At 62.8% G+C, this 26,149-nt stretch carries 25 protein-coding genes and 1 pseudogene; 13 read left to right on the top strand and 13 right to left on the bottom strand.

The window, feature by feature from the left end; all coding sequences use genetic code 11:
• The 8 genes and pseudogenes from FHS75_RS10745 to FHS75_RS10710 form a co-directional block, all read left to right on the top strand.
• On the top strand, positions 1-1,089 hold the full coding sequence (locus FHS75_RS10745; protein ID WP_179407695.1) for an IS110 family RNA-guided transposase: 1,089 nt from the start codon (positions 1-3) through the stop codon (positions 1,087-1,089).
• A 477-nt stretch (positions 1,090-1,566) separates the two neighbouring features.
• Positions 1,567-2,655: an IS110 family RNA-guided transposase gene (locus FHS75_RS10740; protein ID WP_179407695.1), complete on the top strand. Its 1,089-nt coding sequence runs from the start codon at positions 1,567-1,569 to the stop codon at positions 2,653-2,655.
• Between the two features lie 518 nt (positions 2,656-3,173).
• Entirely contained in the window at positions 3,174-4,922 is a 1,749-nt protein-coding gene (locus FHS75_RS10735) for a relaxase/mobilization nuclease domain-containing protein (RefSeq protein WP_179407694.1), read from the top strand.
• 74 nt (positions 4,923-4,996) lie between these two features.
• The gene (locus FHS75_RS10730) at positions 4,997-5,428 is read left to right on the top strand and encodes an antitoxin Xre-like helix-turn-helix domain-containing protein (RefSeq protein WP_047822813.1); all 432 of its coding nucleotides are present in this window, start codon (positions 4,997-4,999) and stop codon (positions 5,426-5,428) included.
• Positions 5,415-6,116: an RES family NAD+ phosphorylase gene (locus FHS75_RS10725; protein WP_054527877.1), complete on the top strand. Its 702-nt coding sequence runs from the start codon at positions 5,415-5,417 to the stop codon at positions 6,114-6,116. Before FHS75_RS10730 ends, FHS75_RS10725 begins: the two co-directional genes overlap by 14 nt.
• Before the next feature lie 100 nt (positions 6,117-6,216).
• The gene (locus FHS75_RS10720) at positions 6,217-8,211 is read left to right on the top strand and encodes a conjugal transfer protein TraG (protein WP_067679894.1); all 1,995 of its coding nucleotides are present in this window, start codon (positions 6,217-6,219) and stop codon (positions 8,209-8,211) included.
• Positions 8,208-8,678: a CopG family transcriptional regulator gene (locus FHS75_RS10715; RefSeq protein ID WP_067679891.1), complete on the top strand. Its 471-nt coding sequence runs from the start codon at positions 8,208-8,210 to the stop codon at positions 8,676-8,678. Before FHS75_RS10720 ends, FHS75_RS10715 begins: the two co-directional genes overlap by 4 nt.
• A 134-nt stretch (positions 8,679-8,812) precedes the next feature.
• Positions 8,813-9,364, top strand: a pseudogene (locus FHS75_RS10710) (nucleotidyltransferase domain-containing protein); the annotation flags it as partial.
• Positions 9,365-9,444: 80 nt separating this feature from the next.
• Here the strand turns inward: FHS75_RS10710 and FHS75_RS10705 are convergent.
• Positions 9,445-10,808 (bottom strand): IS3 family transposase gene (locus tag FHS75_RS10705; protein WP_179407693.1). Its coding sequence is split into 2 segments (ribosomal slippage): positions 9,445-10,460 and positions 10,460-10,808, totalling 1,365 coding nucleotides; the frame shifts between segments, so codons are not numbered across the junction.
• 412 nt (positions 10,809-11,220) lie between these two features.
• Between FHS75_RS10705 and FHS75_RS10700 the strand changes: the two genes are divergently transcribed.
• Both FHS75_RS10700 and FHS75_RS10695 read left to right on the top strand, forming a co-directional pair.
• Entirely contained in the window at positions 11,221-11,727 is a 507-nt protein-coding gene (locus FHS75_RS10700; protein ID WP_067679723.1) for a Rossmann-fold NAD(P)-binding domain-containing protein, read from the top strand.
• A complete protein-coding gene (locus tag FHS75_RS10695) occupies positions 11,724-11,948 on the top strand; it encodes a hypothetical protein (protein ID WP_067679726.1) in 225 nt (74 codons plus the stop codon). Before FHS75_RS10700 ends, FHS75_RS10695 begins: the two co-directional genes overlap by 4 nt.
• A gap of 149 nt (positions 11,949-12,097) precedes the next feature.
• On the opposite strand, the gene ygiD is transcribed toward FHS75_RS10695, so the two are convergent.
• From ygiD to FHS75_RS10680, 3 genes are all read right to left on the bottom strand, one after another.
• Positions 12,098-12,940, bottom strand: coding sequence for a 4,5-DOPA-extradiol-dioxygenase (gene ygiD, locus FHS75_RS10690; RefSeq protein WP_268234541.1), 843 nt, complete (start codon positions 12,938-12,940; stop codon positions 12,098-12,100).
• A gap of 159 nt (positions 12,941-13,099) precedes the next feature.
• Positions 13,100-13,930: an aldo/keto reductase gene (locus tag FHS75_RS10685; RefSeq protein WP_179407692.1), complete on the bottom strand. Its 831-nt coding sequence runs from the start codon at positions 13,928-13,930 to the stop codon at positions 13,100-13,102.
• Positions 13,931-14,005: 75 nt separating this feature from the next.
• Positions 14,006-14,584, bottom strand: a complete 579-nt coding sequence (locus FHS75_RS10680) for a TetR/AcrR family transcriptional regulator (protein ID WP_229735549.1) — start codon at positions 14,582-14,584, stop codon at positions 14,006-14,008.
• Between the two features lie 138 nt (positions 14,585-14,722).
• On the opposite strand from FHS75_RS10680, the gene FHS75_RS10675 reads away from it, so the two are divergent.
• The 3 genes from FHS75_RS10675 to FHS75_RS17865 all read left to right on the top strand — a co-directional run bounded on the left by FHS75_RS10675 (position 14,723) and on the right by FHS75_RS17865 (position 19,729).
• Positions 14,723-15,712: a zinc-dependent alcohol dehydrogenase family protein gene (locus FHS75_RS10675; protein WP_179407691.1), complete on the top strand. Its 990-nt coding sequence runs from the start codon at positions 14,723-14,725 to the stop codon at positions 15,710-15,712.
• Between the two features lie 69 nt (positions 15,713-15,781).
• Positions 15,782-16,891, top strand: coding sequence for an S-(hydroxymethyl)glutathione dehydrogenase/class III alcohol dehydrogenase (locus tag FHS75_RS10670; RefSeq protein ID WP_067679738.1), 1,110 nt, complete (start codon positions 15,782-15,784; stop codon positions 16,889-16,891).
• A 177-nt stretch (positions 16,892-17,068) separates the two neighbouring features.
• The gene (locus tag FHS75_RS17865; protein ID WP_229735548.1) at positions 17,069-19,729 is read left to right on the top strand and encodes an excinuclease ABC subunit UvrA; all 2,661 of its coding nucleotides are present in this window, start codon (positions 17,069-17,071) and stop codon (positions 19,727-19,729) included.
• A gap of 256 nt (positions 19,730-19,985) precedes the next feature.
• Here FHS75_RS17865 and FHS75_RS10660 read toward each other — a convergent pair whose 3' ends face one another.
• The 9 genes from FHS75_RS10660 to FHS75_RS10620 all read right to left on the bottom strand — a co-directional run bounded on the left by FHS75_RS10660 (position 19,986) and on the right by FHS75_RS10620 (position 25,948).
• Positions 19,986-20,531: a type 1 glutamine amidotransferase domain-containing protein gene (locus tag FHS75_RS10660; RefSeq protein ID WP_160659405.1), complete on the bottom strand. Its 546-nt coding sequence runs from the start codon at positions 20,529-20,531 to the stop codon at positions 19,986-19,988.
• Positions 20,532-20,562: 31 nt separating this feature from the next.
• Positions 20,563-20,706 carry a hypothetical protein gene (locus tag FHS75_RS10655; protein WP_229735547.1) on the bottom strand — a complete coding sequence of 48 codons (144 nt, stop codon included), beginning with the start codon at positions 20,704-20,706 and terminating at the stop codon, positions 20,563-20,565.
• 89 nt (positions 20,707-20,795) lie between these two features.
• A complete protein-coding gene (locus tag FHS75_RS10650) occupies positions 20,796-21,215 on the bottom strand; it encodes a GlcG/HbpS family heme-binding protein (RefSeq protein WP_179407690.1) in 420 nt (139 codons plus the stop codon).
• 103 nt (positions 21,216-21,318) lie between these two features.
• Positions 21,319-21,612, bottom strand: coding sequence for a putative quinol monooxygenase (locus FHS75_RS10645; RefSeq protein WP_179407689.1), 294 nt, complete (start codon positions 21,610-21,612; stop codon positions 21,319-21,321).
• 111 nt (positions 21,613-21,723) lie between these two features.
• The gene (locus tag FHS75_RS10640; RefSeq protein ID WP_067684716.1) at positions 21,724-22,464 is read right to left on the bottom strand and encodes an SDR family oxidoreductase; all 741 of its coding nucleotides are present in this window, start codon (positions 22,462-22,464) and stop codon (positions 21,724-21,726) included.
• A gap of 76 nt (positions 22,465-22,540) precedes the next feature.
• Positions 22,541-23,692 (bottom strand): L-dopachrome tautomerase-related protein, encoded by a 1,152-nt coding sequence (locus FHS75_RS10635; protein ID WP_067684714.1) that lies wholly within the window; start codon positions 23,690-23,692, stop codon positions 22,541-22,543.
• Positions 23,689-24,795: an NADH:flavin oxidoreductase/NADH oxidase gene (locus FHS75_RS10630; protein WP_229735546.1), complete on the bottom strand. Its 1,107-nt coding sequence runs from the start codon at positions 24,793-24,795 to the stop codon at positions 23,689-23,691. The genes FHS75_RS10635 and FHS75_RS10630 overlap by 4 nt, the downstream gene beginning before the upstream one ends.
• Positions 24,795-25,250 (bottom strand): VOC family protein, encoded by a 456-nt coding sequence (locus tag FHS75_RS10625; RefSeq protein ID WP_179407688.1) that lies wholly within the window; start codon positions 25,248-25,250, stop codon positions 24,795-24,797. The genes FHS75_RS10630 and FHS75_RS10625 overlap by 1 nt, the downstream gene beginning before the upstream one ends.
• A 2-nt stretch (positions 25,251-25,252) precedes the next feature.
• The gene (locus tag FHS75_RS10620; protein ID WP_067684033.1) at positions 25,253-25,948 is read right to left on the bottom strand and encodes a type 1 glutamine amidotransferase domain-containing protein; all 696 of its coding nucleotides are present in this window, start codon (positions 25,946-25,948) and stop codon (positions 25,253-25,255) included.
• Positions 25,949-26,149: the final 201 nt, after the last annotated feature.

Below are 26,149 nucleotides of genomic sequence, written 5' to 3'. Positions count from 1 at the left end.
ATGGAGTACTTTGCAGGGCTCGATGTATCGATCGAGGAGACCGCGATCTGTGTGGTGGGCGATGACGGGAAGGTGGTACTGGAGACCGAGGTCCCGACCGAGCCGGAGCTGATCGCTGAGGCGCTGGAGCGGTTTGCGGGACGGCTGCGCCGGGTCGGCCATGAGGCGGGATCGGTATCGCCGTGGCTGCATGCCGGATTGATCGAGCTGGGCTTGCCCGCCGTCTGTCTGGAGACGCGCCATGTGCGCGCCGCGCTGTCGGCCCAGCGCAACAAGACCGACGCCGCCGATGCGCTCGGTATCGCCCATATCATGCGCACCGGGTGGTTCCGGCAGGCGCATATCAAGACCGAGGAGTGCTACCGGATACGCCTGCTGCTGGTCCAGCGGCGCAACCTCAAGCGCAAGTTCCTCGATATCGAGAACGCCATCCGCCACTCGCTGAAGGTGTTCGGGATCCGGCTTGGCAAGGTCGGACGCGGATCGATGGCGAAGGCCGTGCGCGAGGCGGTCGCAGGCGATGCGATGACCGCAGGGCTGATGGACTGCATGCTCAGAGCCCGCGCGGCGCTGTGGGAAGAGTATCTGATCCTGCACAAGCTCGTCACCCAGCTCGCCATGCGCGACGAGCTGTGCCGCCGGTTCATGGCGATCCCGGGCGTCGGCCCGGTGACCGCGCTGAGCTTCAAGAGCGCGATCGATGATCCCACCCGCTTCCGCCGCTCGCGCAACGTCGCAGCATACTTCGGGCTTACCTCGCGCCGCTGGCAGTCGGGCTCGTCGATCGACGTGAAGGGCCGCATCAGCAAGGCGGGTGATCCCGATATGCGCCGCGCGCTCTACGAGGCTGCATCCGCGATGCTCACCCGGTTCAAGGGGCGCGACACGATCAAGACGTGGGGACTGAAGCTCGCGAAGACCAAGTGCCACGCCAAGGCGCGTGTCGCGGTCGCCCGCAAGCTCGCCATCGTGATGCATGCGATGTGGCGCGACGGCACGTTCTATGTCGGCGATCCCGACGCCGAAGCGCACGAGTTCGACAGCGCCTACGCCGCCAAGATGCAGCGGCTGAGCTACGCGCGGTCATGATGACGAACACGAAGAACGCAGCCGACTGACGGCTCGACAACATACGGAGGTCCGCGCAAGCGGCAGAAGGAATGATACAGACCAGGACAACGGGAAGCACGATATCTCGCCTGTGGCAGTGCAGACTGACCACGCTTGATTGCCTGTGACGATGCCCCGTAACTCCGATAGCGACATGTGCCGCGAGCGCCCAAGTATCGCCTCGATGCAGAGCGATACCGGCTTCGATGAGCACGGAAGATTGCGCGGCGTATCAGACCTCAACCGCTACTTCGCAGACCAGCCTACATTGGCGTCGAATAGTTGGTCTTTTAGTGCTAAAGAGAGGAAACGACGATGGCGAATACTTGCTCAAAAACGAAGCCAAATAAGATTGCCGCTGTATTTGGGGAGGACTTGGCTGCGGCCAAGTCTTGCACAGCGGCTGCATCAGGCGCTTCCCTCGCTCCGGTTAAACGGAAGCGTAGGAGTCGGATGATGGAGTACTTTGCAGGGCTCGATGTATCGATCGAGGAGACCGCGATCTGTGTGGTGGGCGATGACGGGAAGGTGGTACTGGAGACCGAGGTCCCGACCGAGCCGGAGCTGATCGCTGAGGCGCTGGAGCGGTTTGCGGGACGGCTGCGCCGGGTCGGCCATGAGGCGGGATCGGTATCGCCGTGGCTGCATGCCGGATTGATCGAGCTGGGCTTGCCCGCCGTCTGTCTGGAGACGCGCCATGTGCGCGCCGCGCTGTCGGCCCAGCGCAACAAGACCGACGCCGCCGATGCGCTCGGTATCGCCCATATCATGCGCACCGGGTGGTTCCGGCAGGCGCATATCAAGACCGAGGAGTGCTACCGGATACGCCTGCTGCTGGTCCAGCGGCGCAACCTCAAGCGCAAGTTCCTCGATATCGAGAACGCCATCCGCCACTCGCTGAAGGTGTTCGGGATCCGGCTTGGCAAGGTCGGACGCGGATCGATGGCGAAGGCCGTGCGCGAGGCGGTCGCAGGCGATGCGATGACCGCAGGGCTGATGGACTGCATGCTCAGAGCCCGCGCGGCGCTGTGGGAAGAGTATCTGATCCTGCACAAGCTCGTCACCCAGCTCGCCATGCGCGACGAGCTGTGCCGCCGGTTCATGGCGATCCCGGGCGTCGGCCCGGTGACCGCGCTGAGCTTCAAGAGCGCGATCGATGATCCCACCCGCTTCCGCCGCTCGCGCAACGTCGCAGCATACTTCGGGCTTACCTCGCGCCGCTGGCAGTCGGGCTCGTCGATCGACGTGAAGGGCCGCATCAGCAAGGCGGGTGATCCCGATATGCGCCGCGCGCTCTACGAGGCTGCATCCGCGATGCTCACCCGGTTCAAGGGGCGCGACACGATCAAGACGTGGGGACTGAAGCTCGCGAAGACCAAGTGCCACGCCAAGGCGCGTGTCGCGGTCGCCCGCAAGCTCGCCATCGTGATGCATGCGATGTGGCGCGACGGCACGTTCTATGTCGGCGATCCCGACGCCGAAGCGCACGAGTTCGACAGCGCCTACGCCGCCAAGATGCAGCGGCTGAGCTACGCGCGGTCATGATGACGAACACGAAGAACGCAGCCGACTGACGGCTCGACAACATACGGAGGTCCGCGCAAGCGGCAGAAGGAATGATACAGACCAGGACAACGGGAAGCACGATATCTCGCCTGTGGCAGTGCAGACTGACCACGCTTGATTGCCTGTGACGATGCCCCGTAACTCCGATAGCGACATGTGCCGCGAGCGCCCAAGTATCGCCTCGATGCAGAGCGATACCGGCTTCGATGAGCACGGAAGATTGCGCGGCGTATCAGACCTCAACCGCTACTTCGCAGACCAGCCTACATTGGCGTCGAATAGTTGGTCTTTTAGTGCTAAAGAGAGGAAACGACGATGGCGAATACTTGCTCAAAAACGAAGCCAAATAAGATGGCGAGATAAAAGCAGCGCCGTCGGCCGGGCTGCAGGTGGTTGGTTTTGCGGGAGAATATGCGCCGTCTCTGCTGTACGCCTGCAGGCGCTTGGATCGGAATCCTTAGGCTTTTCAATGCTGAAAGCGCCGTCTTCCGATTTTCTTGTCTGTGGCTGACGACGAATTCGACATCAGGCCGGGTCGGTCGAGAGACAGCGATGCGCGCGCCTATCGCAAGGCCGGTTCGCTGGTGGGACGCGTGCTGCAGGCCTCACGCCGGTCAGGCTATACACCGCTCGGGCGAGGCCGGGCAGGTGGCGGAGCCGGTCACCTGGGGCGCGGCAAACATGCTGCGTTCAGAGGCAGCCCCCATGCTTTCCAGCGGCGGGTCATCATCAAGGCGCGCGTCGTTCGTCATGGCGGCAGCCGCTTCCGCTCTGCACCGCTCGCTCGCCACATCGCCTATCTCGAACGCGACGGCGTCACCCGTGACGGATCGGATGCCCAGATGTTCGATGCCTCGTCGGATGAGGTCGATGGCGATGCCTTCGCCGCGCGCTGCGAAGACGACCGGCATCACTTCCGCTTCATCGTGTCGCCGGAAGACGCGAGCGAGATGGCTGACCTGCGCGCTTTCACGCGCGAACTGCTTGAAGATATGGCGAGCGACCTCGACACCAGCCTCGACTGGGTAGCGGTCGATCACTGGAATACCGATAACCCGCACGTCCATGTTCTGGTCCGCGGAGTTGCCTCGGACGGCAGGGATCTGGTGATCGATCGCTCTTATATCAGCGAAGGCATGCGTGCCCGTGCCCAGGAGCGCGTCACTATCGAACTCGGGCCGCGCAGCGAGCGCGATATTCAGCTAGCGCTTCGCCGCGAGGTCGATGCCGAGCGCTGGACCTCACTCGACCGCCGGCTGCAAAAGCAACGCGACGATCTCGGCGTGGTCGATTTGTCCCCCGAAGTCGATGCGACACGCCGCAGCAACCGCGCATTCCTTATCGGCCGCGCACGAACGCTCGAACGCATGGGATTGGCCGAGCGGATCGGGGCGGCGCGCTGGACCTTGGCCGCAGATCTCGAACCGACCTTGCGCGCGCTTGGCGAGCGCGGCGACATCATCAAGACCTTGCACAAGGCGATGAGTGAACGGGGCGTACAAGTTGCCCCTGCAGCCTTCGCGCTGCATGGCGAAGACGAGAACCGCCGAGTCATCGGCAGGTTGGTCGAGCGCGGTTTCCATAACGAGCTGACAGGCGAGGCTTATGCGATCGTCGAAGGAGTGGACGGGCGTACGCATTATCTGCGTTTTCCCGATCTGGACCAGACAAGCGATGCAGCACCCGGCGCAATCGTCGAGACAGGCGAATGGACCGACCGCAACGGGCGACGGCGCAGCAGCCTGCTGGTGCGTTCGGACCTGCCGCTCGAGCGGCAGATTGACGCGCGCGGGGCGACCTGGCTCGACCGGCAGCTGCTGTCGGCACGAGCCGCGTCGCTGGGAGGCGGCTTCGGCAATGAAGTCCGGAAGGCTCTTGACGAGCGCCGTGACTGGCTCGTCGATCAAGGTCTTGCGAAGCGACATGGTAGGAGCGTGACCTTGGTGCGCAACCTGCTCGGAACGCTCCGCAAGCAGGAACTGGACGCGGCAGGTAAAGCGCTGGCTGCGCGTCATGGTCGTCTGGCAAATCCGGTAACGCAAGGTGATCACATTTCCGGCATCTACCGCGAGCGCATTTCGCTGGCGTCGGGTCGCTTCGCCATGATCGATGACGGAGTGGGTTTGCAGCTCGTGCCCTGGAGGCAAGACCTCGAGCGGCATCTTGGAAAAGAAGTCGCTGGCAAGGTCCATGTGCGAGGCGGTGTCGACTGGAACTTTGCGCGTTCGCACGGTCCGGCGGTTTGAGGAGCACCGGCATCATAACGGAAATCTTGACAAACGCACCATATGATGCTTATAAACGCATCAGGAGATGCGATATGGTAAGTGCAGCGATTCAGCATGCCGAAGCTCCCCCGGGGCTTCAGACCTTTGCAAGCGACGGTGATCGCAGCCGCCTCACCAGCGCTGCGGTAAAGGCCGTGCTGCGCCTCATTGGGGCCTGGGGTGCGAGCAACGCTGAGGGCGCTGCGCTGCTCGGCGTGTCCGAAAGCACCTGGGACCGGATGAAAGCCGGAACCTGGGAGGGCTCGCTCGGTCAGGACCAGCTGACCCGCGCGTCGGCGCTGATCGGTCTGTTCAAGGGACTGCATCTGCTGTTCGCCAACGACATGGCCGATCGCTGGCCAAAGCTCGAAAACAGGGCCCCGTTGTTTGATCGCCGCTCGCCCATCGGGGCGATGATCGAAGGCGGCATTCCGCGCATGCTGGAGACCAGACAATATATCGACGCGCTTCGTGGCGGGCTCTGAGGAGGCAGGCGAGCCGCCGCAGATCCGCGAAGCGTTCGAGCGGACTGTCCGGCTCGTTTCCAGCGCGCGCTTGCGCGAAGCGGTCATGGCTCCACTTGCCGACAGTGATGCCGAGCTTGCGCTGCTCGCTGAAATCGAGGGGGCGACGAGTTCGCGCCTGATCGCCGAAGAGCGCGGGTTTGGCGGGCTGACAGCCGACGAACTGGTTCACGGCGTGCCGCATGCCAGGTTCATCAATGCGAGCTTTGCCTACGCCAAACCGCGCGAGCCCAATCGCTTCAACCCCGCGAACCGCGGCGCATGGTATGCCGCGCTCGATGTCGAGACCTGTATTGCCGAGGTCGGCCATCACCTGACACAGGCGCTCGCCGATGCCGGCGATTTCGATGCCGTTGTCGAATATGGCGAGATGATTGCCAGCATGGCGGGCGTCTTCATCGATTTGCGCGAGCAGCCCGGACACCCGGCCCTCGATCCGGACAAGACGAAAGGCTATCCTGTCGGCAATGCTCTAGCGGCGCAGGCACGCGCAGCCGGTCATAACGGCATTATCTATCCCTCTGTGCGCCATGCGGATGGAACTTGCATCGCGGCCCTGTGGCCCAACGTCGTGCAATCGGTCGCGCAAGGGGCGATGTACCGCCTGACCTGGTCCGGTAACCCGGACTATAGTCGGGAAGCAATCTAGCCGTACGCCGCTTTTGCTACGCCAACCTGCGATCACGCAGCTTCCGACTTGAATATGCAATGCAAAGCCGCCGTGCTGTCCTTCACGAAAGGAGCCAGCCTTGTCGGCAACCCGGATATTGTGGGGTCAGATACTCGTCGTCTTTGCTCTCACGCTCGCAGGTGTGTGGGCGGGTACTCAATGGACGGCGCACGCGCTCGGCTATCAAGCACAATTGGGCGCGCCGTGGTTCAGTGTCTCCGGAGCGCCCGTCTATCCGCCTTATGCCATCTTCTGGTGGTGGTTCAGCTACGAAGCCTATGCGCCGCGCATCTTCGAGATCGGCGGAATGATTGCCGCATCGGGCGGTCTCGTGTCGGTGGCGGTCGCGATCGGCATGTCGGTCTGGCGCGCCCGAGAGATCAGGAACAGCGCGACTTATGGCTCGGCGCGCTGGGCGACCCGTTCCGAAATATCACGCGTGGGCCTTCTGGCAGGCAAGGGCGTCATTATCGGCCAGCATGCCAATCTCTATCTTCGTCACGACGGGCCCGAACATGTGCTCTGCTTCGCACCGACCCGCAGCGGCAAAGGTGTAGGCCTTGTCGTCCCGACGCTGCTGACCTGGCCCCACTCGGCGATCGTGCATGATATCAAGGGCGAGAACTGGGAGCTGACCGCAGGCTTCCGCTCCCGGTTCAGTCGCACGCTTCTGTTTGATCCGACCAATGAGGCGTCGGCAGCCTATAACCCGCTGATGGAAGTGCGACGCGGCATCAACGAGGTGCGCGACGTGCAGAACATCGCCGATGTGCTGGTCGATCCCGAAGGCTCGCTTGAACGGCGCAACCACTGGGAGAAGACCAGCCATGCGCTGCTCGTCGGGGCCATTCTGCATGTGCTTTATGCCGAGCCTGACAAGACGCTTGCCGGGGTGGCGAACTTCCTGTCCGATCCGCGCCGATCGATCGAGGCGACACTGACCGCAATGATGCGCACGCCGCATCTGGGGGAAGACGGCGTCCATCCGGTGGTTGCGAGCGCGGCGAGAGAATTGCTCAACAAGTCGGAAAACGAACGCTCGGGCGTGCTCTCGACCGCCATGTCGTTCCTCGGGCTTTACCGCGATCCGGTCATCGCCAGCGTCACGCGGCATTGCGAATGGCGCATCGCGGACCTCGTGGCACAGGGCCGGCCGGTCACGCTCTATCTCGTCGTCCCGCCGTCAGACATCAGCCGCACCAAGCCGCTTATCCGGCTCATCCTCAATCAGCTCGGAAGACGCCTGACCGAGGACCTGCAGGAAGGTGCCGGTCGCGAGCGGCTTCTCCTTATGCTCGACGAGTTCCCGGCTTTGGGCAGGCTCGACTTCTTCGAAAGCGCGCTCGCCTTCATGGCGGGCTACGGCATCAAGGCCTTTCTGATCGCCCAGTCATTGAATCAGATCGAGAAGGCCTACGGACAGAACAATGCCATTCTCGACAATTGCCATGTGCGGGTGTGCTTCGCGACCAATGACGAGCGAACCGCAAAGCGCGTTTCGGAATCGCTCGGGACCGCCACCGAAACCCGGGCAATGCGCAATTATGCCGGGCACCGCCTCTCCCCGTGGCTCGGTCATTTGATGGTCTCGCGCTCGGAGACGGCGCGCGCTCTTCTGACCCAGGGCGAGATCATGCAGCTTCCCGATACCGACGAAATCGTGATGCTCGCAGGCGTGCATCCGATCCGTGCCAGGAAAGCGCGCTACTACCGCGATCCGCGGCTCAGCAAACGGGTGGAGTGTCCACCGACGGTTGAAAAGCCGGAGTTCGCAGCGGACGAGAGCGAATGGCACGGGAGACATGTGACCGCGCCTTCGCAATTGGAGAAATCGCCGACCGCGTCTGAAGAGTTTCAGGTCGATGATCGCCAGTCCGATGGCGGGATCCGCCAATCCCCTGAATTGCCGGAATACGAAGATGTGGCGCCGCCGCCAGTCGAGATCCCCAACGAATTTGAGTTTGCCGACCGAACGGACGACGATCAGGCAAACCGCAATCGCAGAATGGCCGAGCGGATGCAGGCCAATGCGCGGCGCGCTGCGCTCGATCCCGGCGACGGGATCGAGCTATGAGAAAGGGCAACCGTATCAAGCATACCTTCCGCCTGCCGCCAGCCCTTTCCAGGCAGCTTGCAGACTATGCGGGTCGAAAGCGCGTTTCCCAGGCTTCGGTGGTAGAGGCCGCCGTCGGCTCTTTTCTCTCTCCCGATGGATCGGAACGCATGGAAGCGGCCTTCAGCCGACGCCTTGATCGCATAGGCCGACAGATCGGCAAGCTCGACTATCATATCGAGGTCGGGAACGAGGCATTCGCGCTCTACCTCAGGCGATGGCTGGCGGTGACCCCGGCCATGCCGTTTGAAGCCAATGCCGCTGCGCGTGCCGATGCAGAAAAGCGGTTCGACTTCTTCGTCGAAGCGCTCGCGCGGCGCATGGAAACAGGCAGGCATCTCGCTGACGATCTCATTCGCGCGGCTTCAGAACCAAGGCGGGGTGAGATTGAAAATCCGGACGGAGACGGCCCAGAGCCTCCGGCGTAGCCCTGACAAAGACCTTCGATAGTCCGGCAGGAAACCCACATGAATAGAGCAGAGGAACGCTTTCTTTCATGCGCCGGCGCACCTGCAGGAATGCGAGGGTGCAACCATTCCAAGTGCTTGCTAAAGGTCCAGTAATGCGCACCGAACTAGATCATCTGCCTCCGCAAAAGCAACGCGAACTTGAGCGCGTGGTGCAGCTGATCTTCGAAGAATTCGATGATGCCTTTGCGCTGGCGAAGCACGAGTGGAAGAAGGCCGGTCGCATTCTCAAGGTCATTCTCTACGGCAGCTATGCCCGCGGCACTTGGGTCGACGAGCCGCATACGGCCAAGGGCTACCAGTCGGACTACGATTTGCTCATCATCGTCAACGACAAGCGGCTGGTCGACCGGGTCAAGTACTGGTCGAAGCTCGATGACCGGCTGATGCGCGAGTACGGCGTGACCAAATCGCTCAAGACGCCGGTCAACTTTATCGTTCATACCCTGCAGGAGGTGAACGACGGTCTCGCGCACGGACGCTATTTCTTCATGGACGTCGCGAAGGACGGTATCGCGCTTTACCAATCCGATGACACCGAGCTCCACACGCCCAAGCCCAAGACTGCCGGTGAGGCGCTGGCGATGTCGCAGGAGTATTTCGACGACTGGTATTCCGCAGCGCTAAAGCGCTACGAAATCGCGAAGTTCGATTGTCCGTCGTCAGAACATTTGGCGCAACTCGCGGCGTAGATTAGCGGAGTGTCGGCCTCGTCTGGGGATTGATGTTAGGCGGCGAGCCTGCGGTGTTGCAAGCGCCGATGTTCGATGGTCTGTCGCTTGATCCTTTCACGCTGTTTGATGATGGTTGGGGCTCTGCCGAAGTAGGCATCGGCGGGCGTCACGTTGTTCAGGCTCTCGTGGTATCGCTGGTGGTTGTAGTGCTCGACGAACGCCTCGATCCGGGCCTCGAGGTCGCCGGGCAGGAAGTAGTTTTCCAGCAGGATGCGGTTCTTCAGGGTCTGATGCCAGCGCTCGATCTTGCCCTGGGTCTGCGGGTGGCATGGGGCGCCGCGAACATGGCTCATCTTCCGGGCCTCGATGTATTCAGCCAGTTCGCCCGCGATATAACTGGGACCATTATCCGACAGCAGCCTGGGCTTGTGCAGCACCGTGGCGCTGTCGCAGCCGGAAGCCGCAAGAGCGAGGTCCAGCGTGTCGGTCACGTCCTCGGCCCGCATATTGGTGCAAAGCTTCCAGGCGATGATGTAGCGCGAGAAGTCGTCGAGCACGGTCGACAGATACATCCAGCCCCAACCGATGATCTTGAAGTAGGTAAAGTCGGTCTGCCACATCTCGTTCGGCCGGGTGGTCTTGGTGTGGAACTGATCGGCGGCCTTGATCACGACATAGGCCGGGCTGGTGATCAGATCGTGGGCCTTGAGCAGGCGGTAAACCGTGGCTTCGGACACGAAGTAGCGCTTCTCGTCAGTGAAGCGCACGGCTAGCTCGCGCGGGGACAGCTCACTGTGATCCAGCGCCATCTCGACGATCTGGTCCTGGATGTCCTCGCCGATGCGGTTCCACACCCGGCTCGGTGCCGATGGCCGATCCTCCAGCGCTTCCGGCCCGCCTTGGAGGTAGCGGTCATACCAGCGATAGAACGTCCGGCGGGCGATGCCGAGCTGGTCCAGCGTGCGCTTGGCGGACAGGTGCGACTGCTCGACGATGCTGATGATCTCCAGCTTCTCGGATGCAGGATACCTCATTCGTCGTCGCCCCCATCCGCGAGAATGCTTTTTTTGAGCAGACGGTTCTCGAGCGTCAGGTCGGCGACGCACTCCTTCAGCGCGCCGGTCTCCCGGCGCAGATCCTTCACCTCATCTGTGGTCGCGGCACGGGCAGTATCGCCGGCCAAGCGCCGCTTGCCCGCTTCCATGAACTCCTTCGACCAGGTGTAATAGAGGCTCTGGGCGATGCCTTCCTTGCGGCACAGCTCGGCAATGCTGTCATCGCCGCGCAGTCCATCGAGCACAATGCGGATCTTGTCCTCGGCCGAGAAGTGCCGCCGGGTGGCCCGGCGGATGTCCTTCACCACCGCTTCCGCAGAGGCCTTGGTGCGCGATTTTGCATTGGAGGATTTGGGTCTCATCTTCGTTCCTTCGTCACTACGACGAGACCCAAATCCTCCTTAAATCACAACCTCAAATCTGTGCCATTGGTGCTGACGGGGAACACCAGATACGGCCTTTAGCGTCCTTTGGTCCTTCGGCATCGTAAAAGGATGAAAAGGGTAACAGGCAGCGGCGGCGAATGGGCAGTACGTCACGGCAGAGGATGTCGGTACGACCCCCCAAGACATGGCGCTGGTGCGAACACATACGGCCCATGTCGCCGGGTTACCGCTGGAAGCTGATAGCGTCGGCGGCGATCCATCGCCATGGACCGCACGGGGGGTCTTTCCTTCGATGTAGCTTGCCGCCCACAGAAGGCTGCATCGGCCACTGTCCGACTGCCCGATCCCCATTCGAGGCGTCGGTCACCTTGGCGCCGCACTCGCGCAGATGCTGCATCAGGCAGTGGCGCAATTGCTGGTGTCCGATGTCAACGCCGCCGCGGCAGCGCGCTTTGCCATCGCAACCGGCGGCACCGTCGTTGGTGCCGCCGACATTCTCTCGGCCAAGGCGGACATATTCGCTCCCTGTGCGCTGGGCGGCGTGATCGACGAAGTGGCGGCGGGCAAATTGCGGGCGAAGGTGGTCCGCGGGGCTGCCAACAATCAGCTGGCCACTACGGAGGACGGCGACCGTCTTGCCGAGCGCGATATTCTTTACGCGCCTGACTACGTCGTGAACGCAGGAGGAATCATCAACGTCGCCGCGAAATATCTGGGCTGGCCCCAAGCAGATTCGAACGCACGGGTGGAAGCGACCGCAGATCGTCTGGCAGACGTGTTCACCCACGGAAAAACGCACGGAGTCGCGCCACAAACCGCTGCAGATCAATTGGCTCGGCAGCGGATCGCCAAAGCCTCGCTGGACGCGCCTGACGAACTCGCTGTCGCTGCGTGACCGTGGACCGATTTCTTATTCGCGGGGTCGGCTCGCTCGACATGCCTTTGCGTGTGCTCGACCTCATGTCGCTACAGGGTGTAACTGTCTATCGTACCGTCATCGACAAAGAGGGGGACGATTATTGCGTCTTGGTCGAGGCTTGTGCGCAGCGCCCACAGCTGATGATCGAGAAAACCCGCGGCATGATCCTCGTCAGTTCGGTTGAACACGCCCTTTAGGAAGGCAAAATCATTAGGCGCGACTTCGCGAGCCGAGAGGGCAGAGCCAGGATTCCGACATGTTCCCGTCTTCGAGGATCAAGACGAACTCCGACGTTTCGTATCTTCCGTCCTGACTTCATCATGCCTGTCCCCCGTGTGCCGAGGGATCATGTATTCGTCTGGTCGGCCGGCACATCACTCGGCAAGTTGGCCGCGCCCGTTTTTTCGGAGCATGCCAAACCTTCAGTGCCAAGACCGTAACAGGTCATGGACACTGAACCCATCGAATAGCCGCGCACCAGCGGATCAAGGGTTTCGTTGCGGGCAACCGCCATTCCGGCAAGATAAAGCATCGGAACGAAATGGTCGGGAGTGGGAACCGCCGCGGCATAATCGGGATGCTCCACGAGGCGCAGCAGATCGCCCGGGTTTTTTGCCAGTTGGTTAACCGCTGCTTCGTCGAAACGCTCTGCCCAGTCGAACGCAAAATCGGGCTGGTTCCAGCGCACGGCTCGGAGGTTGTGAACGACATTTCCGCTAGCGACCACCAGGACGCCGCGGTCCTGCAAGGCTGCCAGTCTTGCGCCAAGGTCAAGATGATAGCTCAGCGGCTTGAGCGCGTTGATCGAGAGCTGCACCACCGGGATGTCGGCCTCAGGGTAGAGGTGGGCGAGCACCGACCACGTTCCGTGATCGAGACCCCACTGATCCTGGTCGAGACCCACCCACTCGGGCTTCACCAGCTCAACGATCTCTTTCGCGAGGTCCGGATCGCCCTTGGCCGGATATTCAAAGTCGAACAGCTCCTGTGGGAAACCGTAGAAATCGTGGATTGTGCGAGGGCGTGCCATGGCCGTCACCGCCGTGGCACCGAAATACCAATGTGCAGAAACCACGAGGATCGCCTTGGGGCGGGGCAACTCAGGCCCCAATGCCCGCCAGGCCGAGGTGTAGCCATTGCTCTCGAGCGTGTTCATCGGGCTTCCGTGGCCGATAAAGAGTGCGGGCATCCGATCCATAAAAAGACTCCTAGTGGTTCACCTTGCTGCGCGAAGGCTTGCGAAGGATACTTCACGCGCCAGTGGCAGGCTCAACGAGTTTAAATTCGGCTTCCACCGCCGATCCGGTTTGGGTTCTGTTCCTTCGAGCGATAATATCGTCATCTGACGCTAAAGCATCTCGAGTGGACGGCGGTCGCGTGGCCTGGGAAATGCCGCGTCGAGTGTCGCAAGCTGAGCGTCGGAAAGAACGATATCGGCGGCCGCGCGGTTCTCGCGCACATGGGCGACTGAACTCGCTTTCGGGATTGCGATGAGACCATCTTGCCGCAACGTCCACGAAAGTGCGACCTGCACGGGGGTTGCGCCAACCTCGGCTGCAATTTTGTCGAGAGCGGGGTGGGTAGAAAGTCGTCCCTGCTCGACTGGACTATACGCCATAACCGGTATGTTATGCTCGGCGAGCCACGGCAGCAGGTCCAATTCGGGGCCTCGCCGGACCAGATTGTAGAGGATCTGATCGGTCACGCAGCCATTCCCGCCCGCAGCGACAAGTTCTTCCATATCGTCGGTATCGAGATTGCTGACACCCCAGTGTCGGATCTTTCCTGCCGATTTGAGCGCCTCCAATGCCTCCACTGTCTCAGCGAGCGGCACCGATCCCCGCCAATGGAGAAGGTAGAGGTCCAGCCGGTCGGTGCCGAGCCGCTTCAGGCTCGCCTCGCACGCACCGGCAAGGCGGGAGCGCGATGCGTTCTGCGGATATGCCTTGCTGACGAGGAACAACTGGTCGCGAACGCTGCCCAGGGCCTCGGATATCAGCGTTTCCGCCGCACCATCGCCGTACATTTCGGCCGTATCGATGAGCGTCATTCCCAGTTCGACACCGGCGCGCAGCGCGGCGATCTCATCGGATCGGCGCTCGAGACGTTCGCCCATCTTCCAGGTGCCTTGACCCATTGAAGGAACCACTTCCCCGCCGGGCAATGTCACGTGTTTCATGTGCTTTCGTCCTATGAGATGAGTTCGATTGTTCAGTCGCGGAAGGCGGATTGGCAGATGACCACCATGTAACGATCATATCGCGGCCGGCCATCGATCGAGTGCCATTTTGGCAATGGAGAGCAGTTCGTCGATCGTAGCGCCGTCGCGCGCCTGAACGGACATGCCTTCCATGACCGTATTGATGAATTTGCCTAGCACGGCCGGATCGGTGTTGGCCGCAAGCTCGCCCTGTGCGGCGCCGCGTCGCAGACGCTCGATCAGGAGGGCCTCCGCCGCGATACGCTTGTCGCGCAGCAGGCATTCGATGGCGGCGGACGCCGGCGAAACGGCTGCCGCTGCCGAATACATGAAGCAGCCGGCCGGCGTTCCAGGTTCCGAGAATGATGACGCCGCTCGTTCCAGCAGGCCCTTGACGGCCTCGTAAGTGGACAACGCCGGATCGTTGATGGGTGCATAGAGGTGGACGCTGAACGTTGCGGCGTAGCGCTCGATCACCGCCGCAAACAGCCCCGCCTTGTTGTCAAACGCTGCATAGAGACTGGCAGCGGCGACGCCAGTCTCCGCCACCAGATCGGCCATCGATGTCGCCTCGTAGCCGCGCTGCCAGAACAGCCGCACCGCCTTGTCGAGCGCAGCGTCAGTGTCGAACACTCGAGGGCGACCTGCGCGGCGACGGGCTTTCGTCTCTGTCATCTCTGGTGCACGATATGGAACGATCGATAAATAATATCTTGAAACTGGTGGTCTACCCGCTTACAGAACGATCATTCAATAATCAAGGAGTCTCCAATGAGCCGTATCGTCCGTATCCACGAATATGGCGACGCCAACGTCCTCAAAATTGAAGATGTGGCAGTACCCGCGCCCGCGGCCGACGAGGTGCAGATCGCGGTGAAGGCGATTGGCATAAACCGCGCCGAGGTAATGTTCCGCAACCATGCCTACCTTCAGGAAGCCGAGTTCCCGAGCCGCCTTGGCTATGAGGCTGCCGGCACTGTCGCTGCGGTCGGCGCGGACGTGACCGGGTTTGCGGAAGGCGACGCCGTCAGCGTCATCCCCCCGCTCGATATCGCGCGCTGGGGCACTTATGGCGAAGTCGCCAACGTGCCCGCCCGCCTCGTCGTCAAGCATCCGGCGGCGCTGTCGTTCGAGGAAGCGGCGGCCGTGTGGATGCAATATGTCACCGCCTGGGGTGCACTGGTGGAGCAGGCGAAGCTCGGCGAGGGCGATTTCGTCATCGTCATAGCTGCTTCCAGCAGCGTCGGCCTTGCTGCCTTCCAGATTGCGCGGATGGTCGGCGCGACGGTAATCGCGACGACGCGTACCGGCGCCAAGCGCCAGGCCCTGATCGATGCCGGCGCACATCATGTCGTCGCGACCGAGGAAGAGGACCTGGTAGCGAGGGTGATGGAGATAACCGATGGTCAGGGTGCGCGCGTGGTGCTCGATCCGGTCGGAGGACCGTCGTTCGAGCCACTGACCGAGAGCATGGCACGCGGCGGCATCCTGCTCCAATATGGCGCGCTCAGCGACGAGCCGACGCCGTTCCCGTTGTTCTCCGTGCTGGGCAAGAGCCTCACGCTCAAGGGGTATCTCTACAGCGAGATCGTCTCGGACGATGCCGCCCTCGATCGCGCCAAGGCGTTCATCGTGGCGGGTCTGGAATCGGGCGCGCTCAAGCCGCGGATCGCGCGCACCTTCCCGCTCGACGCCATCCAGGACGCGCACCGCTTCCTTGAATCGAACGACCAGATCGGCAAGGTCGTCGTTACGGTCTGACCGGCATAGCGGCGCTGACGCAACGGACTCGCACCACCAATCAGTTTAACTCAACGAAGGTATCCCAACATGAAATCTCGCGCCGCTGTTGCCTTCGAGGCCGGCAAGCCCCTCGAAATCGTCGAAATCGATGTCGCCCCACCGCAAAAAGGCGAAGTCCTCATACGGGTGACGCATACCGGTGTGTGCCACACCGACGCGTACACGCTGGAGGGGAGTGATCCGGAGGGTGTTTTCCCGGTGGTTCTGGGCCATGAGGGCGCGGGCATCGTTGTCGAGGTCGGTGAAGGCGTCACCAGCGTCGTGCCGGGCGATCACGTGATTCCGCTCTACACCGCCGAATGCGGCAAGTGCGACTTCTGCCTGTCGGGCAAGACCAACCTGTGCGTCGCTGTCCGCGAAACGCAGGGCAAGGGCTTGATGCCCGATGGGACCACCCGCTTCTCGTACAATGGTCAGCCCCTCTATCATTACATGGGCTGTTCAACCTTCAGTGAATATACTGTCGTCGCCGAAGTCTCGCTCGCCAAGATCAATCCCGAGGCAAACCCCGAACACGTCTGCCTGCTCGGCTGCGGCGTCACGACCGGCATCGGCGCAGTCCACAATACCGCCAAGGTCCAGCCCGGAGACTCGGTCGCCGTGTTCGGCCTCGGCGGCATCGGCCTCGCGGCGATTCAGGGTGCGCGCCAGGCGAAGGCGGGTCGCATCATCGCCATCGACACCAATCCGTCCAAGTTCGAGCTGGCACGCCAGTTCGGTGCGACCGAGTGCATCAACCCCAAGGATCATGACAAGCCCATCCAGCAAGTGCTGATCGAGATGACGGGCTGGGGTATCGATCACACCTTCGAGTGCATCGGCAACGTCCACGTCATGCGCGCCGCGCTTGAATCAGCGCACCGTGGCTGGGGTCAGTCGATCGTGATCGGCGTTGCCGGCGCGGGCGAGGAAATCTCCACCCGCCCATTCCAGCTCGTCACGGGCCGCGTATGGAAGGGGTCCGCTTTCGGCGGTGTCAAGGGACGGACAGAGCTCCCCGGCATGGTCGAGGACGCGATGAAAGGCGATATCGATCTGGCCCCGTTCGTAACCCACACGATGGGTTTGGAGGAGATCAACGAGGCCTTCGAACTGATGCACGAAGGCAAGTCGATCCGCTCAGTCATTCACTACTGACCCACCGATCCGAAGCGGCGCGAAGCGCTCGGATCGACAACTCAGCCGTCATCATGGCCCGACCCCGGCCATGATGACGCGCCCTCTGGCAAATGGGCAACGCGTCGCGATGCATTCATCTTTTGCCCGACCGTGATGAACCACGGGCCCACGGGCGAATAAGGCAGGAAGACTGAAGTGAAGAGCAAGGATATTCACGCGACGACGCCGGCCACCGATCATAGGCATGCAGGGCCGCCCGATTGCGTGCAGGTTCGCGGCGCGCGCCAGAATAATCTCAAAAATATTGACGTCGATGTACCGCACGACGCCTTCGTGGTGTTCACCGGCATATCGGGCTCGGGCAAGTCATCGCTCGCATTCGGCACCCTTTATGCCGAAGCCCAGCGACGTTATCTGGAATCGGTTGCGCCCTATGCCCGTCGCCTGATCGACCAGGCCGGCGTGCCGGAGGTCGACGCGATCGACGGTTTGCCGCCTGCGGTCGCGTTGCAGCAGCAGCGCGGCTCGGCCAACGCGCGATCCTCGGTCGGCAGCGTGACGACGATCTCCAGCCTGGTGCGGATGCTTTATTCCCGCGTCGGCGAATATCCGCGCCATCAACCCATGCTCTATGCGGAGGATTTCTCCCCCAACACGGTCGCCGGCGCCTGCCCGACCTGTCACGGCATCGGGCGCGTCTATGACGCGACCGAAGAGACCATGGTTCCTGACGACAGCCTCACCATTCGCGACCGGGCGATCGCCGCCTGGCCGACCGCCTGGCATGGCCAGAACCTGCGCGATATCCTCGTTTCGCTCGGCTATGACGTCGATACGCCGTGGCGCGACCTGCCGAAAAAGGATCGCGACTGGATCCTCTTCACTGAAGAGGCACCGACGGTGCCGGTCTATGCGGGCCTGACGCCCGCACAGACCCGGACGGCGCTCAAGCGCGGCATGGAGCCGAGCTACCAGGGCACCTTCACCGGCGCGCGCCGTTATGTGCTGGAAACCTTCGCCAACACTAAAAGCGCGCTGATGAAGAAGCGCGTCTCGCAATATATCATCGGCCGCGATTGCCCGACCTGCGACGGCAAGCGCCTGAAGCGCGAAGCCCTGTCCGTGAAGTTCGCGGGCCTTGACATTGCCGAGCTCGGCGACCTGACGGTGTTGAAACTCCGGGATTTGCTCACGCCCGTCGCGCATGGCGAATACGGGGGCGCCGCGGCGGTCCCGAAGGGCCATGTCCTCGGCAAGGCGGCCCGCGATGCGGCGGTCGAACGGCGAGTCGCGGCAGGAGGTTCGGCGCACAAGGCTGCGCCCGACGTACGCCGCACGCCCAATCTCTCCGACGAGAAGCGGGTCGCCGCCCAACGCCTTGCCTGCGAATTGATCGAGCGGCTGGATCCGCTGATCGATCTTGGCCTTGGCTACATTTCGCTCGACCGCAGCACGCCGACGCTCTCCTCCGGAGAGCTGCAGCGCTTGCGGCTTGCCACGCAATTGTCGTCACAGCTTTTCGGCGTGGTCTATGTGCTTGACGAGCCTTCGGCAGGGTTGCACCCGGCAGATGGCGAAGCCTTGCTCACCATCCTCGAGCGTCTCAAGGCGGCGGGTAACTCCCTGTTCGTCGTCGAACATGATCTCGACGTGATCCGCCGCGCGGAATGGCTTGTCGATGTCGGGCCAGGAGCCGGGGAAAAGGGCGGTGAAGTCCTCTACAGCGGGCCGATAGAGGGGCTTGCCGACGTCGAGACTTCGATCACCCGCCGCTACCTGTTCGCAGAGCCGCTCCGCAGTGAGCGCACACCGCGCGATCCCAAGGCATGGCTACGCTTGGAAGGGATCAGGCGGAACAATCTCCATGGTCTCGACGTAAAGTTTCCCATCGGCTGCTTCACCGCTGTCACCGGCGTCTCGGGATCGGGCAAATCCAGTCTTGTCAGTCAGGCGCTGCCCGAGCTCGTCACGGAACACCTCGGCGGCTCCCCCGTGGCCGAGGAGGAGGCTATCGATCCGCTGCTCGATGTTGCGCAGAACGACACTGAAGGACGCATTGTCGCAGGCATGGAGCATGTTCGCAGGCTGGTGCGGGTCGATCAGAAACCGATCGGTCGCACGCCGCGCTCGAACCTGGCCACCTACAGCGGCATGTTCGACCATGTGCGACGGATCTTCGCTGATACGCCGCTCGCCCGCCGGCGGCACTACAGCCCGGGAAGGTTCTCGTTCAACGTTGCGCAAGGCCGCTGCCCTGTGTGCGAGGGCGAGGGATACGTCATGGTGGAGCTGCTGTTCCTGCCGAGCGTTTTTGCCCCGTGCTCGACCTGTCATGGCTCTCGCTACAACCCGCAAACGCTCGAAGTCGAATGGAACGGGCGCAATATCGCCCAGGTGCTCGAACTGACGGTCGACGATGCGTGCGATTTCTTCGCTGGCGAGGCATCTGTGATGCGCTCCCTCGATGTGTTGCGAGAGATCGGTCTTGGCTATCTGAGGCTCGGTCAGCCGGCGACCGAGCTGTCTGGGGGGGAGGCGCAGCGCATCAAGCTGGCGACTGAACTGCAACGCGCTCAACGCGGCAACACCATCTACATCCTCGACGAGCCAACTTCGGGGCTTCATCCCTCCGACAGCGACCGGCTGATGCAACACCTGCAGGGCCTCGTAGACGCCGGCAATACCGTCGTGGTCGTCGAACATGACATGCGCGCCATCACACAGGTGGACTGGATCATCGACCTTGGACCGGGGGCCGGGGAAGATGGGGGCCGTATCGTTGCCAGCGGCGTCCCTGACGTCGTTGCGGAAGCGGAAGGCAGCCTCACCGCCCGCTATCTCAAGTCGGCGCTGTAGGTCGTAAATCTGGTCGAAGGCACGTCGATCAGGTGCACCTCAAACCCACGCTGGAATGGGTCGATTCTGGATGCGAGAGCCGGCGAGGTGTCACCGCGGATTGACGCGGCTCAGGGTTCGATTGCCCGTGAGGTGGGCCATGTTCGTGTGATACGCGGCGTGGCGGACGGCCAATCGCTGGCCATCCGCCACGCTTGCTTTGTGCAGACCTTATCCATGGAGATGGCCCTCACGTGGTTCGTCGAAACGCCCCGTCTTAATTCCCTGCTGCGATTTCCTCGACGAGTTTGGCACAGAAGGCGGGCAAATCATCGGGATCGCGGCTGGTAACAAGCCCGTTGTCGACCACGACTTCCTCATCGGTCCATGTACCGCCGGCGTTCTCGATATCGACCTTCAGCGTCGGGTAGGACGTCAAGGTGCGACCCTTGAGCACGTCCGCCTCGATCAATGTCCAGGGTGCATGGCATATAGCCGCGACAGGTTTTTTCTGATCGAAGAATGCCCGGATGAAACCGATTGCCTCGTCGCTGCCGCGCAGCTTGTCGGCACCGACGGTCCCTCCGGGCACGACAAGTCCGTCGAAATCGTCGGCTTTGACATCGGAAAACGTCTTGTCGATAGTATAGCTGCCGCCCTCGTCAAGATCGCCATTGACTGTGCGAGCCTTGCCCGGTTCAAAACTGACCACGGTCACTTTGCCACCAGCGTCCTCGACAGCTTGCTTGGGCTTCGAGAATTCTGGTTCTTCCGTCCCGCGGGGTGCGATCAGAATGGCAACTGATTTGCCTTCTAAAGTCATAATTTATCTCCTATTGCGTCCAAGATTAAGGTCAGATGCCCGGCTTGAGCACGACCTTGGTCCAACCGGCATCGCGCTCGTCGAAATGCTTGAAGGCGTCTGGTGCCTGATCAAGCGGCAGTCGGTGCGAGATGATTTGGGCAGGATTGGCCCGGTTTTGCTCGATAAGCTTCATCAGCCGCCGGCTGTATTGCTTTACATTGCACTGGCCGGTGCCCGGGCCCACCGCTGTCGACTGAGCCGGCGCCGCCGCGCTTTTAAAGCTTAGCCGTGCGCGAAAGCCTTCGCCGCCGCCTCGGCCACGCCCTGGTCCTGCTTGCCGGTGCCGCCCGACACGCCCACCGCGCCGATCACCGTCTCGCCCTTCTTCATCGGCACGCCCCCGGCGAAGATCATCACCTTGCCGTCGTTGGAGGCATGGATGCCGTAGAAGTCGGCGCCCGGTTGGGAGAGCTTGGCCAGCGCCTTGGTCTCGACGTCGAACGCGCGCGCCGTCCACGCCTTGCTTATCGCGATGTCGACGCTGCCGCGCCACGCATCGTCCATCCGCGCAAACGCCAGGAGGCAGCCGCCCGCGTCCACCACCGCGATGTTCGACGGGCTGCCGATCCGCTCGGCCTCCGCGATGCCCGCATCGATGATGGTCCGCGTGTCGTTCAGGTCGAGTGTCTGGATGGTGTGCATGGCGTCTCTCCTTGGCCAGTTCGGGGAAAGCTGTTCAGCGCACGCCGCCGCGCGCGGGTCGCCCCGCGGGCGAGAGCGACGTGCTAGGGTGCCGACCGCTCCGCTATTTCGCGGCCAGCAGGGTGAACTTGTGAATCTGCGGCGGTTCGGAAAACAGTTCGTCTGCCTTGTCCATCAGTGCGGCGGCAACCTTGCCGTCAAGATGGGCCTGCCGATCCTCCTCTGTCTCGAACGTATCGAAGATCGCGTACGCACCGGGACCTTCCTCGATCGCGTACCAGGTCTGAGTGCCCGGCTCAGCTTGAACGAGCGGCAATGCCGAGGTCAGGAAATCGGCGACATCGCGCTCTTTTCCGGGCTTGGCCTTCAGCGGTACATACAGGGCAAGTTTGGGCATAATTTACTCCTCAAGTGAAACGGACAGATATTGTTTGGCAATCTAACAGACGAGCGGGCCGGTACGTTCCCCAAGAGGCGGAGCACACGCAGCCCCGCCTCCTCGTCGAAATCAGAACTCCTGTGCGGTCGGCCGGATGACGATCGCGTTGATGTCGACGTCATCAGGTTGTTCGACAGCGAACGCGATAGCACGCGCCACCGATGCCGTCGGGATGGCCTGCTTATAGAAGTCGAGCACCGTTTCGGCAGCCGTGCCTGATGTCGTGAACTTCAAATCGCTTTCGACAGCTCCAGGCTCGATTGACGTGACCCGGACCTTTTCCCCCACCTCGTGGCGCAAGCCTTCGCTGATCGCGCTGACGGCAAACTTGGTGCCGGAGTAGACCGTGCCGCCCGGTGCGAAGACCTTGATACCCGCAACCGAGCTCAGGTTGATGATGTGACCGCTGCCCTGCTCGAGAAAACCGGGAAGGGCCGCCGCGATGCCGTAGAGCGTACCCTTCAGATTGACGTCGATCATCTGGTCCCACTCGTCGGTGTTGACCTCGGCCATCGGACGGATCGGCATCAGCCCAGCATTGTTGATCAGCACGTCGAGGCGGCCGAAGTCGGCAATGATTGCGGCGACGACGGACTGGACCGCCGATTTGTCGGTCACGTCCAGCGCGTAGCTACGTGCCGTGCCACCGTTTGCGGCGATGTCAGCGACGACCTCGTCGAGCCTGTCCTTGCGACGCGCGGCGATCGCCACCTTCGCGCCGCGTTCCGCGAGAAGACGCGCAGTTTCCGCGCCGATGCCGCTGCTGCCGCCGGTAATGAGAACGACCTTGCCTTCGATACCCTTTGTCATGATTGCATTCCTTCAAGTCAGTTGTTGATTTTTTGCCGGATCGCGGCCCCGCGCGAGCCTGCCCGGCCTGATGGGATCACTGTGAGCGCAAGAGGACGGGCCCGGCGCCCACCCGGATGCGGAGCAGCTCGTAAGGCTTGCGGCGTAAATCCCGTCCGCCGTGAAAGCCGGGCTGGCGGTGGAGCTGGTTGGCAGTAAAGTAGAGATAGCCGTCGGTGCCGATCGACAGTGTGTCGGGCCAGCTGATGCGGGGGTCGCTGACTACCGTCGTCCAGCGGCCCTGGTCGAGCACGCGGATCGCGTTGTTCTCGTAATCGCCGGCGAACACGCGGCCCCGGTCGTCTTCGGCAATCCCGTCCGAGGCGCCTTTGCGCCCCAGGCTGCGTACCGCGCGGGCCAGTTCCTCCTCGGACACCGCGGGGTCACGCAGCATGGCCGTGGGGACCGCGTGCAGCGTGCGACCCGATAGTGGCCCGTAGTAGAGCAAGCTGCCGTCGGCGCTAAGCCCGATTGCGTCGCTCGCGATTGCTAGCGGCGTCACGGGTCCACCAGCGGGACGGTTCATCAGCACCACACCGTCGACAACCGGGGTGAAGCCGGGCTCCGGGTTGGTCGTCACATGGTTCGACAGGCGCCGGATCGCACGTCCGCTGGCGATATCGACGACGATGATGCCGCCGACACCGGCGTTGCTGCTGTCGGTGATGTAGGCGACGCCCTCGGCGCCCTGACGCAGATCAAAGCGCACGTCGTTGAGGTAGGTCGTGGGCAGCACCACGCTGGGCGGCAGGACGATCGTCTTCACCACCCGGTTGGTCGCAAGATCGATCGCCACCAGCTTTGCCCCGCCGGCCTGCGGCTGAGAGAATTTAGGCGCGGCCGTGTCGAGCACCCAGAGGCGGTTGGCGCCATCGGCCACCACGCTCTGCACCGAGATGAAGTGCCCCGCCGGGTCGGCCGGATCGGGCCGGTTGGTCGCGGCGTCGGGATAAGGCACCGCCTTGCCGTCGACCAGCTCGGCAACCGTGAACGGCGCGTTGTCGCCCCATTGCGGGAAGTTGACGAAGATGCGCCCGTTGGGGGCGACGGTCACGCCAGTCGGCATCGCGCCATCGAAGGTCGCGACCTGTTCGATCTGGGGCGCGGATGCACCCTCGCGGGTCGTCGAGCAGGCAGCAAGCGAGAGGGCAGCGCCAGCGGCCAGAAGCAGTTTGACGGAGATTTTCATGGGATCATTTCCTTGAGGATGCGGCCCGCTTCGTGGGGCTCGGACCGGAGATATTGCGGGGGCGCCTTTACCGATGCGCCAAGCGCCGCAGCGGCGTGCCAGGGCCAGCGCGGATCCCACAGCGCAGCGCGGGCTATCGCTATGGCGTCGGCCTGCCCGTCTTCGAGGATGCGCTCCGCCTGGTGCGGATCGGTGATCATTCCGACCGCCACGACAGGCATGGCGACCGCGTCCTTGACCGTCCGGGCCAGCGGCACCTGATAGCCGGGACCGACCGGGATCTGCTGGCGCGGGTCGAGCCCGCCGCTGGAAACGTGGATTGCCGAACAACCGCGCCGCTCCAGCTCCTGTGCAAACAATGCGGTTTCCTCCGCTGTCCAGCCGCCTTCAACCCAGTCGGTCCCGGAAACGCGGACGGTCACCGGGCGGTCGGCCGGAAACACTTCGCGCACGGCATCGAACACTTCGAGCGGGAACCGCATCCGGTTGTCGAAGCTGCCGCCGTAGTCGTCGCCGCGCCGGTTGGAGATCGGCGAAAGAAACTCGTGGAGCAGATAGCCATGCGCGGCGTGGATCTGGATGGCTTCGATGCCGAGCCTGCCGGCGCGCCGCGCGGCATCCGCGAACGCCTCCCGGATGCGGGCAAGCCCTGACTTGTCCAGTTCGACAGGGGGATGGTCGTCCGGAGCGAAGGGAATGGCGCTGGGTGCCACGGTCTGCCAGCCATTCTCCGAATCGGAAGCGATCTGCGTTCCGCCGTGCCACGGCTTGGCGCAGCTCGCCTTGCGCCCGGCATGGGCCAGCTGGATGATTAGCGGCATGTCCGACCAACGGCGCACACTTTCGAGCACGCTTCGCATCGCCGCTTCGGTACGGTCATCGTACAGGCCGACGTCACCGTAGGTGATGCGCCCTTCCGGGCTGACCGCCGTCGCCTCTATCGTCAGCGCGCCCGCGCCCGAGAGCGCCAACTGGCCGAGATGCATCCGGTGCCAGTCGGTCATCGCGCCGTCGACTGCCGAATACTGGCACATCGGCGCGATGACGATGCGGTTGGCGAGCCGCAGCCCGCCAACCTCAATCGGATCGAACAATTTCGCCATCACCATTCGCCCGTGTTGGGCATGGAGGCCCAGGGTTCGGCCGGAGCCTTGGGTTCGCCCTTCTGCAGCAGTTCGATCGAGATCCCGTCCGGCGAGCGGACGAACGCCATGTATCCGTCACGCGGGGGGCGATTGATCGTCACGCCGCCCGCCTGCAGCCGCGCGCACGTTTCGTAGATGTCGTCGACCCCGTAGGCGAGATGGCCGAAGTTGCGGCCCCCGGTATAAGTCTCGGCAGGGCTGCCGTCCTCCGGCGGCCAGTTGTACGTCAGCTCGACCTCGGCATCGCCCTGCTCGCCACCGCCGCGGAAATCCTCGTCGGCGGCAAGGTAGATCAGCGTATAACGCCCGGCCTGGTTCTCCATGCGCCGGGTCTCCTTGAGACCCAGCAGCGTGAAGAACCGGATCGCCGCCTCGGGATCGGCGACGCGCACCATGGTGTGGAGATAGCGCATGATCAGGCAACCTTGTCCTTGAGGGCTTCCATCACGAGCTCCGCGGTGCGGGTAGCGCTGGCGGGGTTCTGGCCGGTCACCAGATTGCCGTCGCGCAGGGCGAAAGGGGCAAAATCGGGGCCGCCCTCGTGCTTGCCCCCAAGTTCCTTGAGGCGCGTTTCGAGCAGGAACGGCACCGCCTGATCGAGGCCGACCGCGCGTTCCTCGCTGTCGGTGAAGCCCGCGACACGGCGGCCAGCCACGAGGGGAGTGCCATCGGCCTTCTTCGCCGAGACCAGCCCTGCCGGTCCATGGCAGACGGCGGCAACGATCTTGCCTTCGCGGTCGAAGCGTTCGACCAGGCGGGCCAGTTCGTCGCTGCCGGGGTAATCGAACATGGTGCCGTGGCCGCCGGGCAGGAACAGCGCGTCGTAGCCGGCGGGATCGATGCTTGTGAATACAGGGGTGCTGGCAACCTCGGTCTTCAGGGCGTCGTCCTTCAGATAGCGCTCGACCGAAGCGTCGTTCTCACCGTCGGCGTTGACGCTGCGCTGGTCGACGGGGATGGCGCCACCCTTGATGGAGGCCAGCGTCACCTCGGCGCCCGCATCGCGGAAGGCATAGTACGGGGTGGTAAGTTCCTCGAGCCAGACACCCGTCGGTTCGGTGCCGGGAGTCATGCGGTCGGCGGATGTGGCCACCATGAGAATGCGGGTCATCGTCAATTGTCCTTTTCCATTGATGTCGGGGGCACGAGCAAACGCAACCGGCGCAGCCGCACCCGCCACAAGGGCAGCGGTGAAAGCTTTCAGCAGTTGGAGGCGATTTTGCATTCGCTCGTTCCTTTCGGCGGCCTAGATAGGCAGGGAACGGCATCATGAAATCCAGCGGGAATGGTGGACGGCCATAAATTCGCTTAT

Source organism: Novosphingobium marinum, from assembly GCF_013408095.1.
Taxonomy (GTDB): domain Bacteria; phylum Pseudomonadota; class Alphaproteobacteria; order Sphingomonadales; family Sphingomonadaceae; genus Novosphingobium; species Novosphingobium marinum.
This window is presented reverse-complemented; position numbering and strand designations above follow the sequence as displayed.

Bases quoted from the DNA above. Each gene is read 5' to 3' on its own strand.
- FHS75_RS10640 (WP_067684716.1), bottom strand. From the start codon at position 22,464: ATGACAAAGGGTATCGAAGGCAAGGTCGTTCTCATTACCGGCGGCAGC.
- FHS75_RS10715 (WP_067679891.1), top strand. From the start codon at position 8,208: ATGAGAAAGGGCAACCGTATCAAGCATACCTTCCGCCTGCCGCCAGCC.
- FHS75_RS10670 (WP_067679738.1), top strand. From the start codon at position 15,782: ATGAAATCTCGCGCCGCTGTTGCCTTCGAGGCCGGCAAGCCCCTCGAA.
- FHS75_RS10645 (WP_179407689.1), bottom strand. From the start codon at position 21,612: ATGCCCAAACTTGCCCTGTATGTACCGCTGAAGGCCAAGCCCGGAAAA.
- FHS75_RS10660 (WP_160659405.1), bottom strand. From the start codon at position 20,531: ATGACTTTAGAAGGCAAATCAGTTGCCATTCTGATCGCACCCCGCGGG.
- FHS75_RS10620 (WP_067684033.1), bottom strand. From the start codon at position 25,948: ATGACCCGCATTCTCATGGTGGCCACATCCGCCGACCGCATGACTCCC.
- FHS75_RS10700 (WP_067679723.1), top strand. From the start codon at position 11,221: ATGCTGCATCAGGCAGTGGCGCAATTGCTGGTGTCCGATGTCAACGCC.
- ygiD (WP_268234541.1), bottom strand. From the start codon at position 12,940: ATGCCCGCACTCTTTATCGGCCACGGAAGCCCGATGAACACGCTCGAG.
- FHS75_RS10685 (WP_179407692.1), bottom strand. From the start codon at position 13,930: ATGAAACACGTGACATTGCCCGGCGGGGAAGTGGTTCCTTCAATGGGT.
- FHS75_RS10625 (WP_179407688.1), bottom strand. From the start codon at position 25,250: ATGCGCTATCTCCACACCATGGTGCGCGTCGCCGATCCCGAGGCGGCG.
- FHS75_RS10740 (WP_179407695.1), top strand. From the start codon at position 1,567: ATGGAGTACTTTGCAGGGCTCGATGTATCGATCGAGGAGACCGCGATC.
- FHS75_RS10675 (WP_179407691.1), top strand. From the start codon at position 14,723: ATGAGCCGTATCGTCCGTATCCACGAATATGGCGACGCCAACGTCCTC.
- FHS75_RS10730 (WP_047822813.1), top strand. From the start codon at position 4,997: ATGGTAAGTGCAGCGATTCAGCATGCCGAAGCTCCCCCGGGGCTTCAG.
- FHS75_RS10650 (WP_179407690.1), bottom strand. From the start codon at position 21,215: ATGCACACCATCCAGACACTCGACCTGAACGACACGCGGACCATCATC.
- FHS75_RS10655 (WP_229735547.1), bottom strand. From the start codon at position 20,706: ATGAAGCTTATCGAGCAAAACCGGGCCAATCCTGCCCAAATCATCTCG.
- FHS75_RS10630 (WP_229735546.1), bottom strand. From the start codon at position 24,795: ATGGCGAAATTGTTCGATCCGATTGAGGTTGGCGGGCTGCGGCTCGCC.
- FHS75_RS10635 (WP_067684714.1), bottom strand. From the start codon at position 23,692: ATGAAAATCTCCGTCAAACTGCTTCTGGCCGCTGGCGCTGCCCTCTCG.
- FHS75_RS10745 (WP_179407695.1), top strand. From the start codon at position 1: ATGGAGTACTTTGCAGGGCTCGATGTATCGATCGAGGAGACCGCGATC.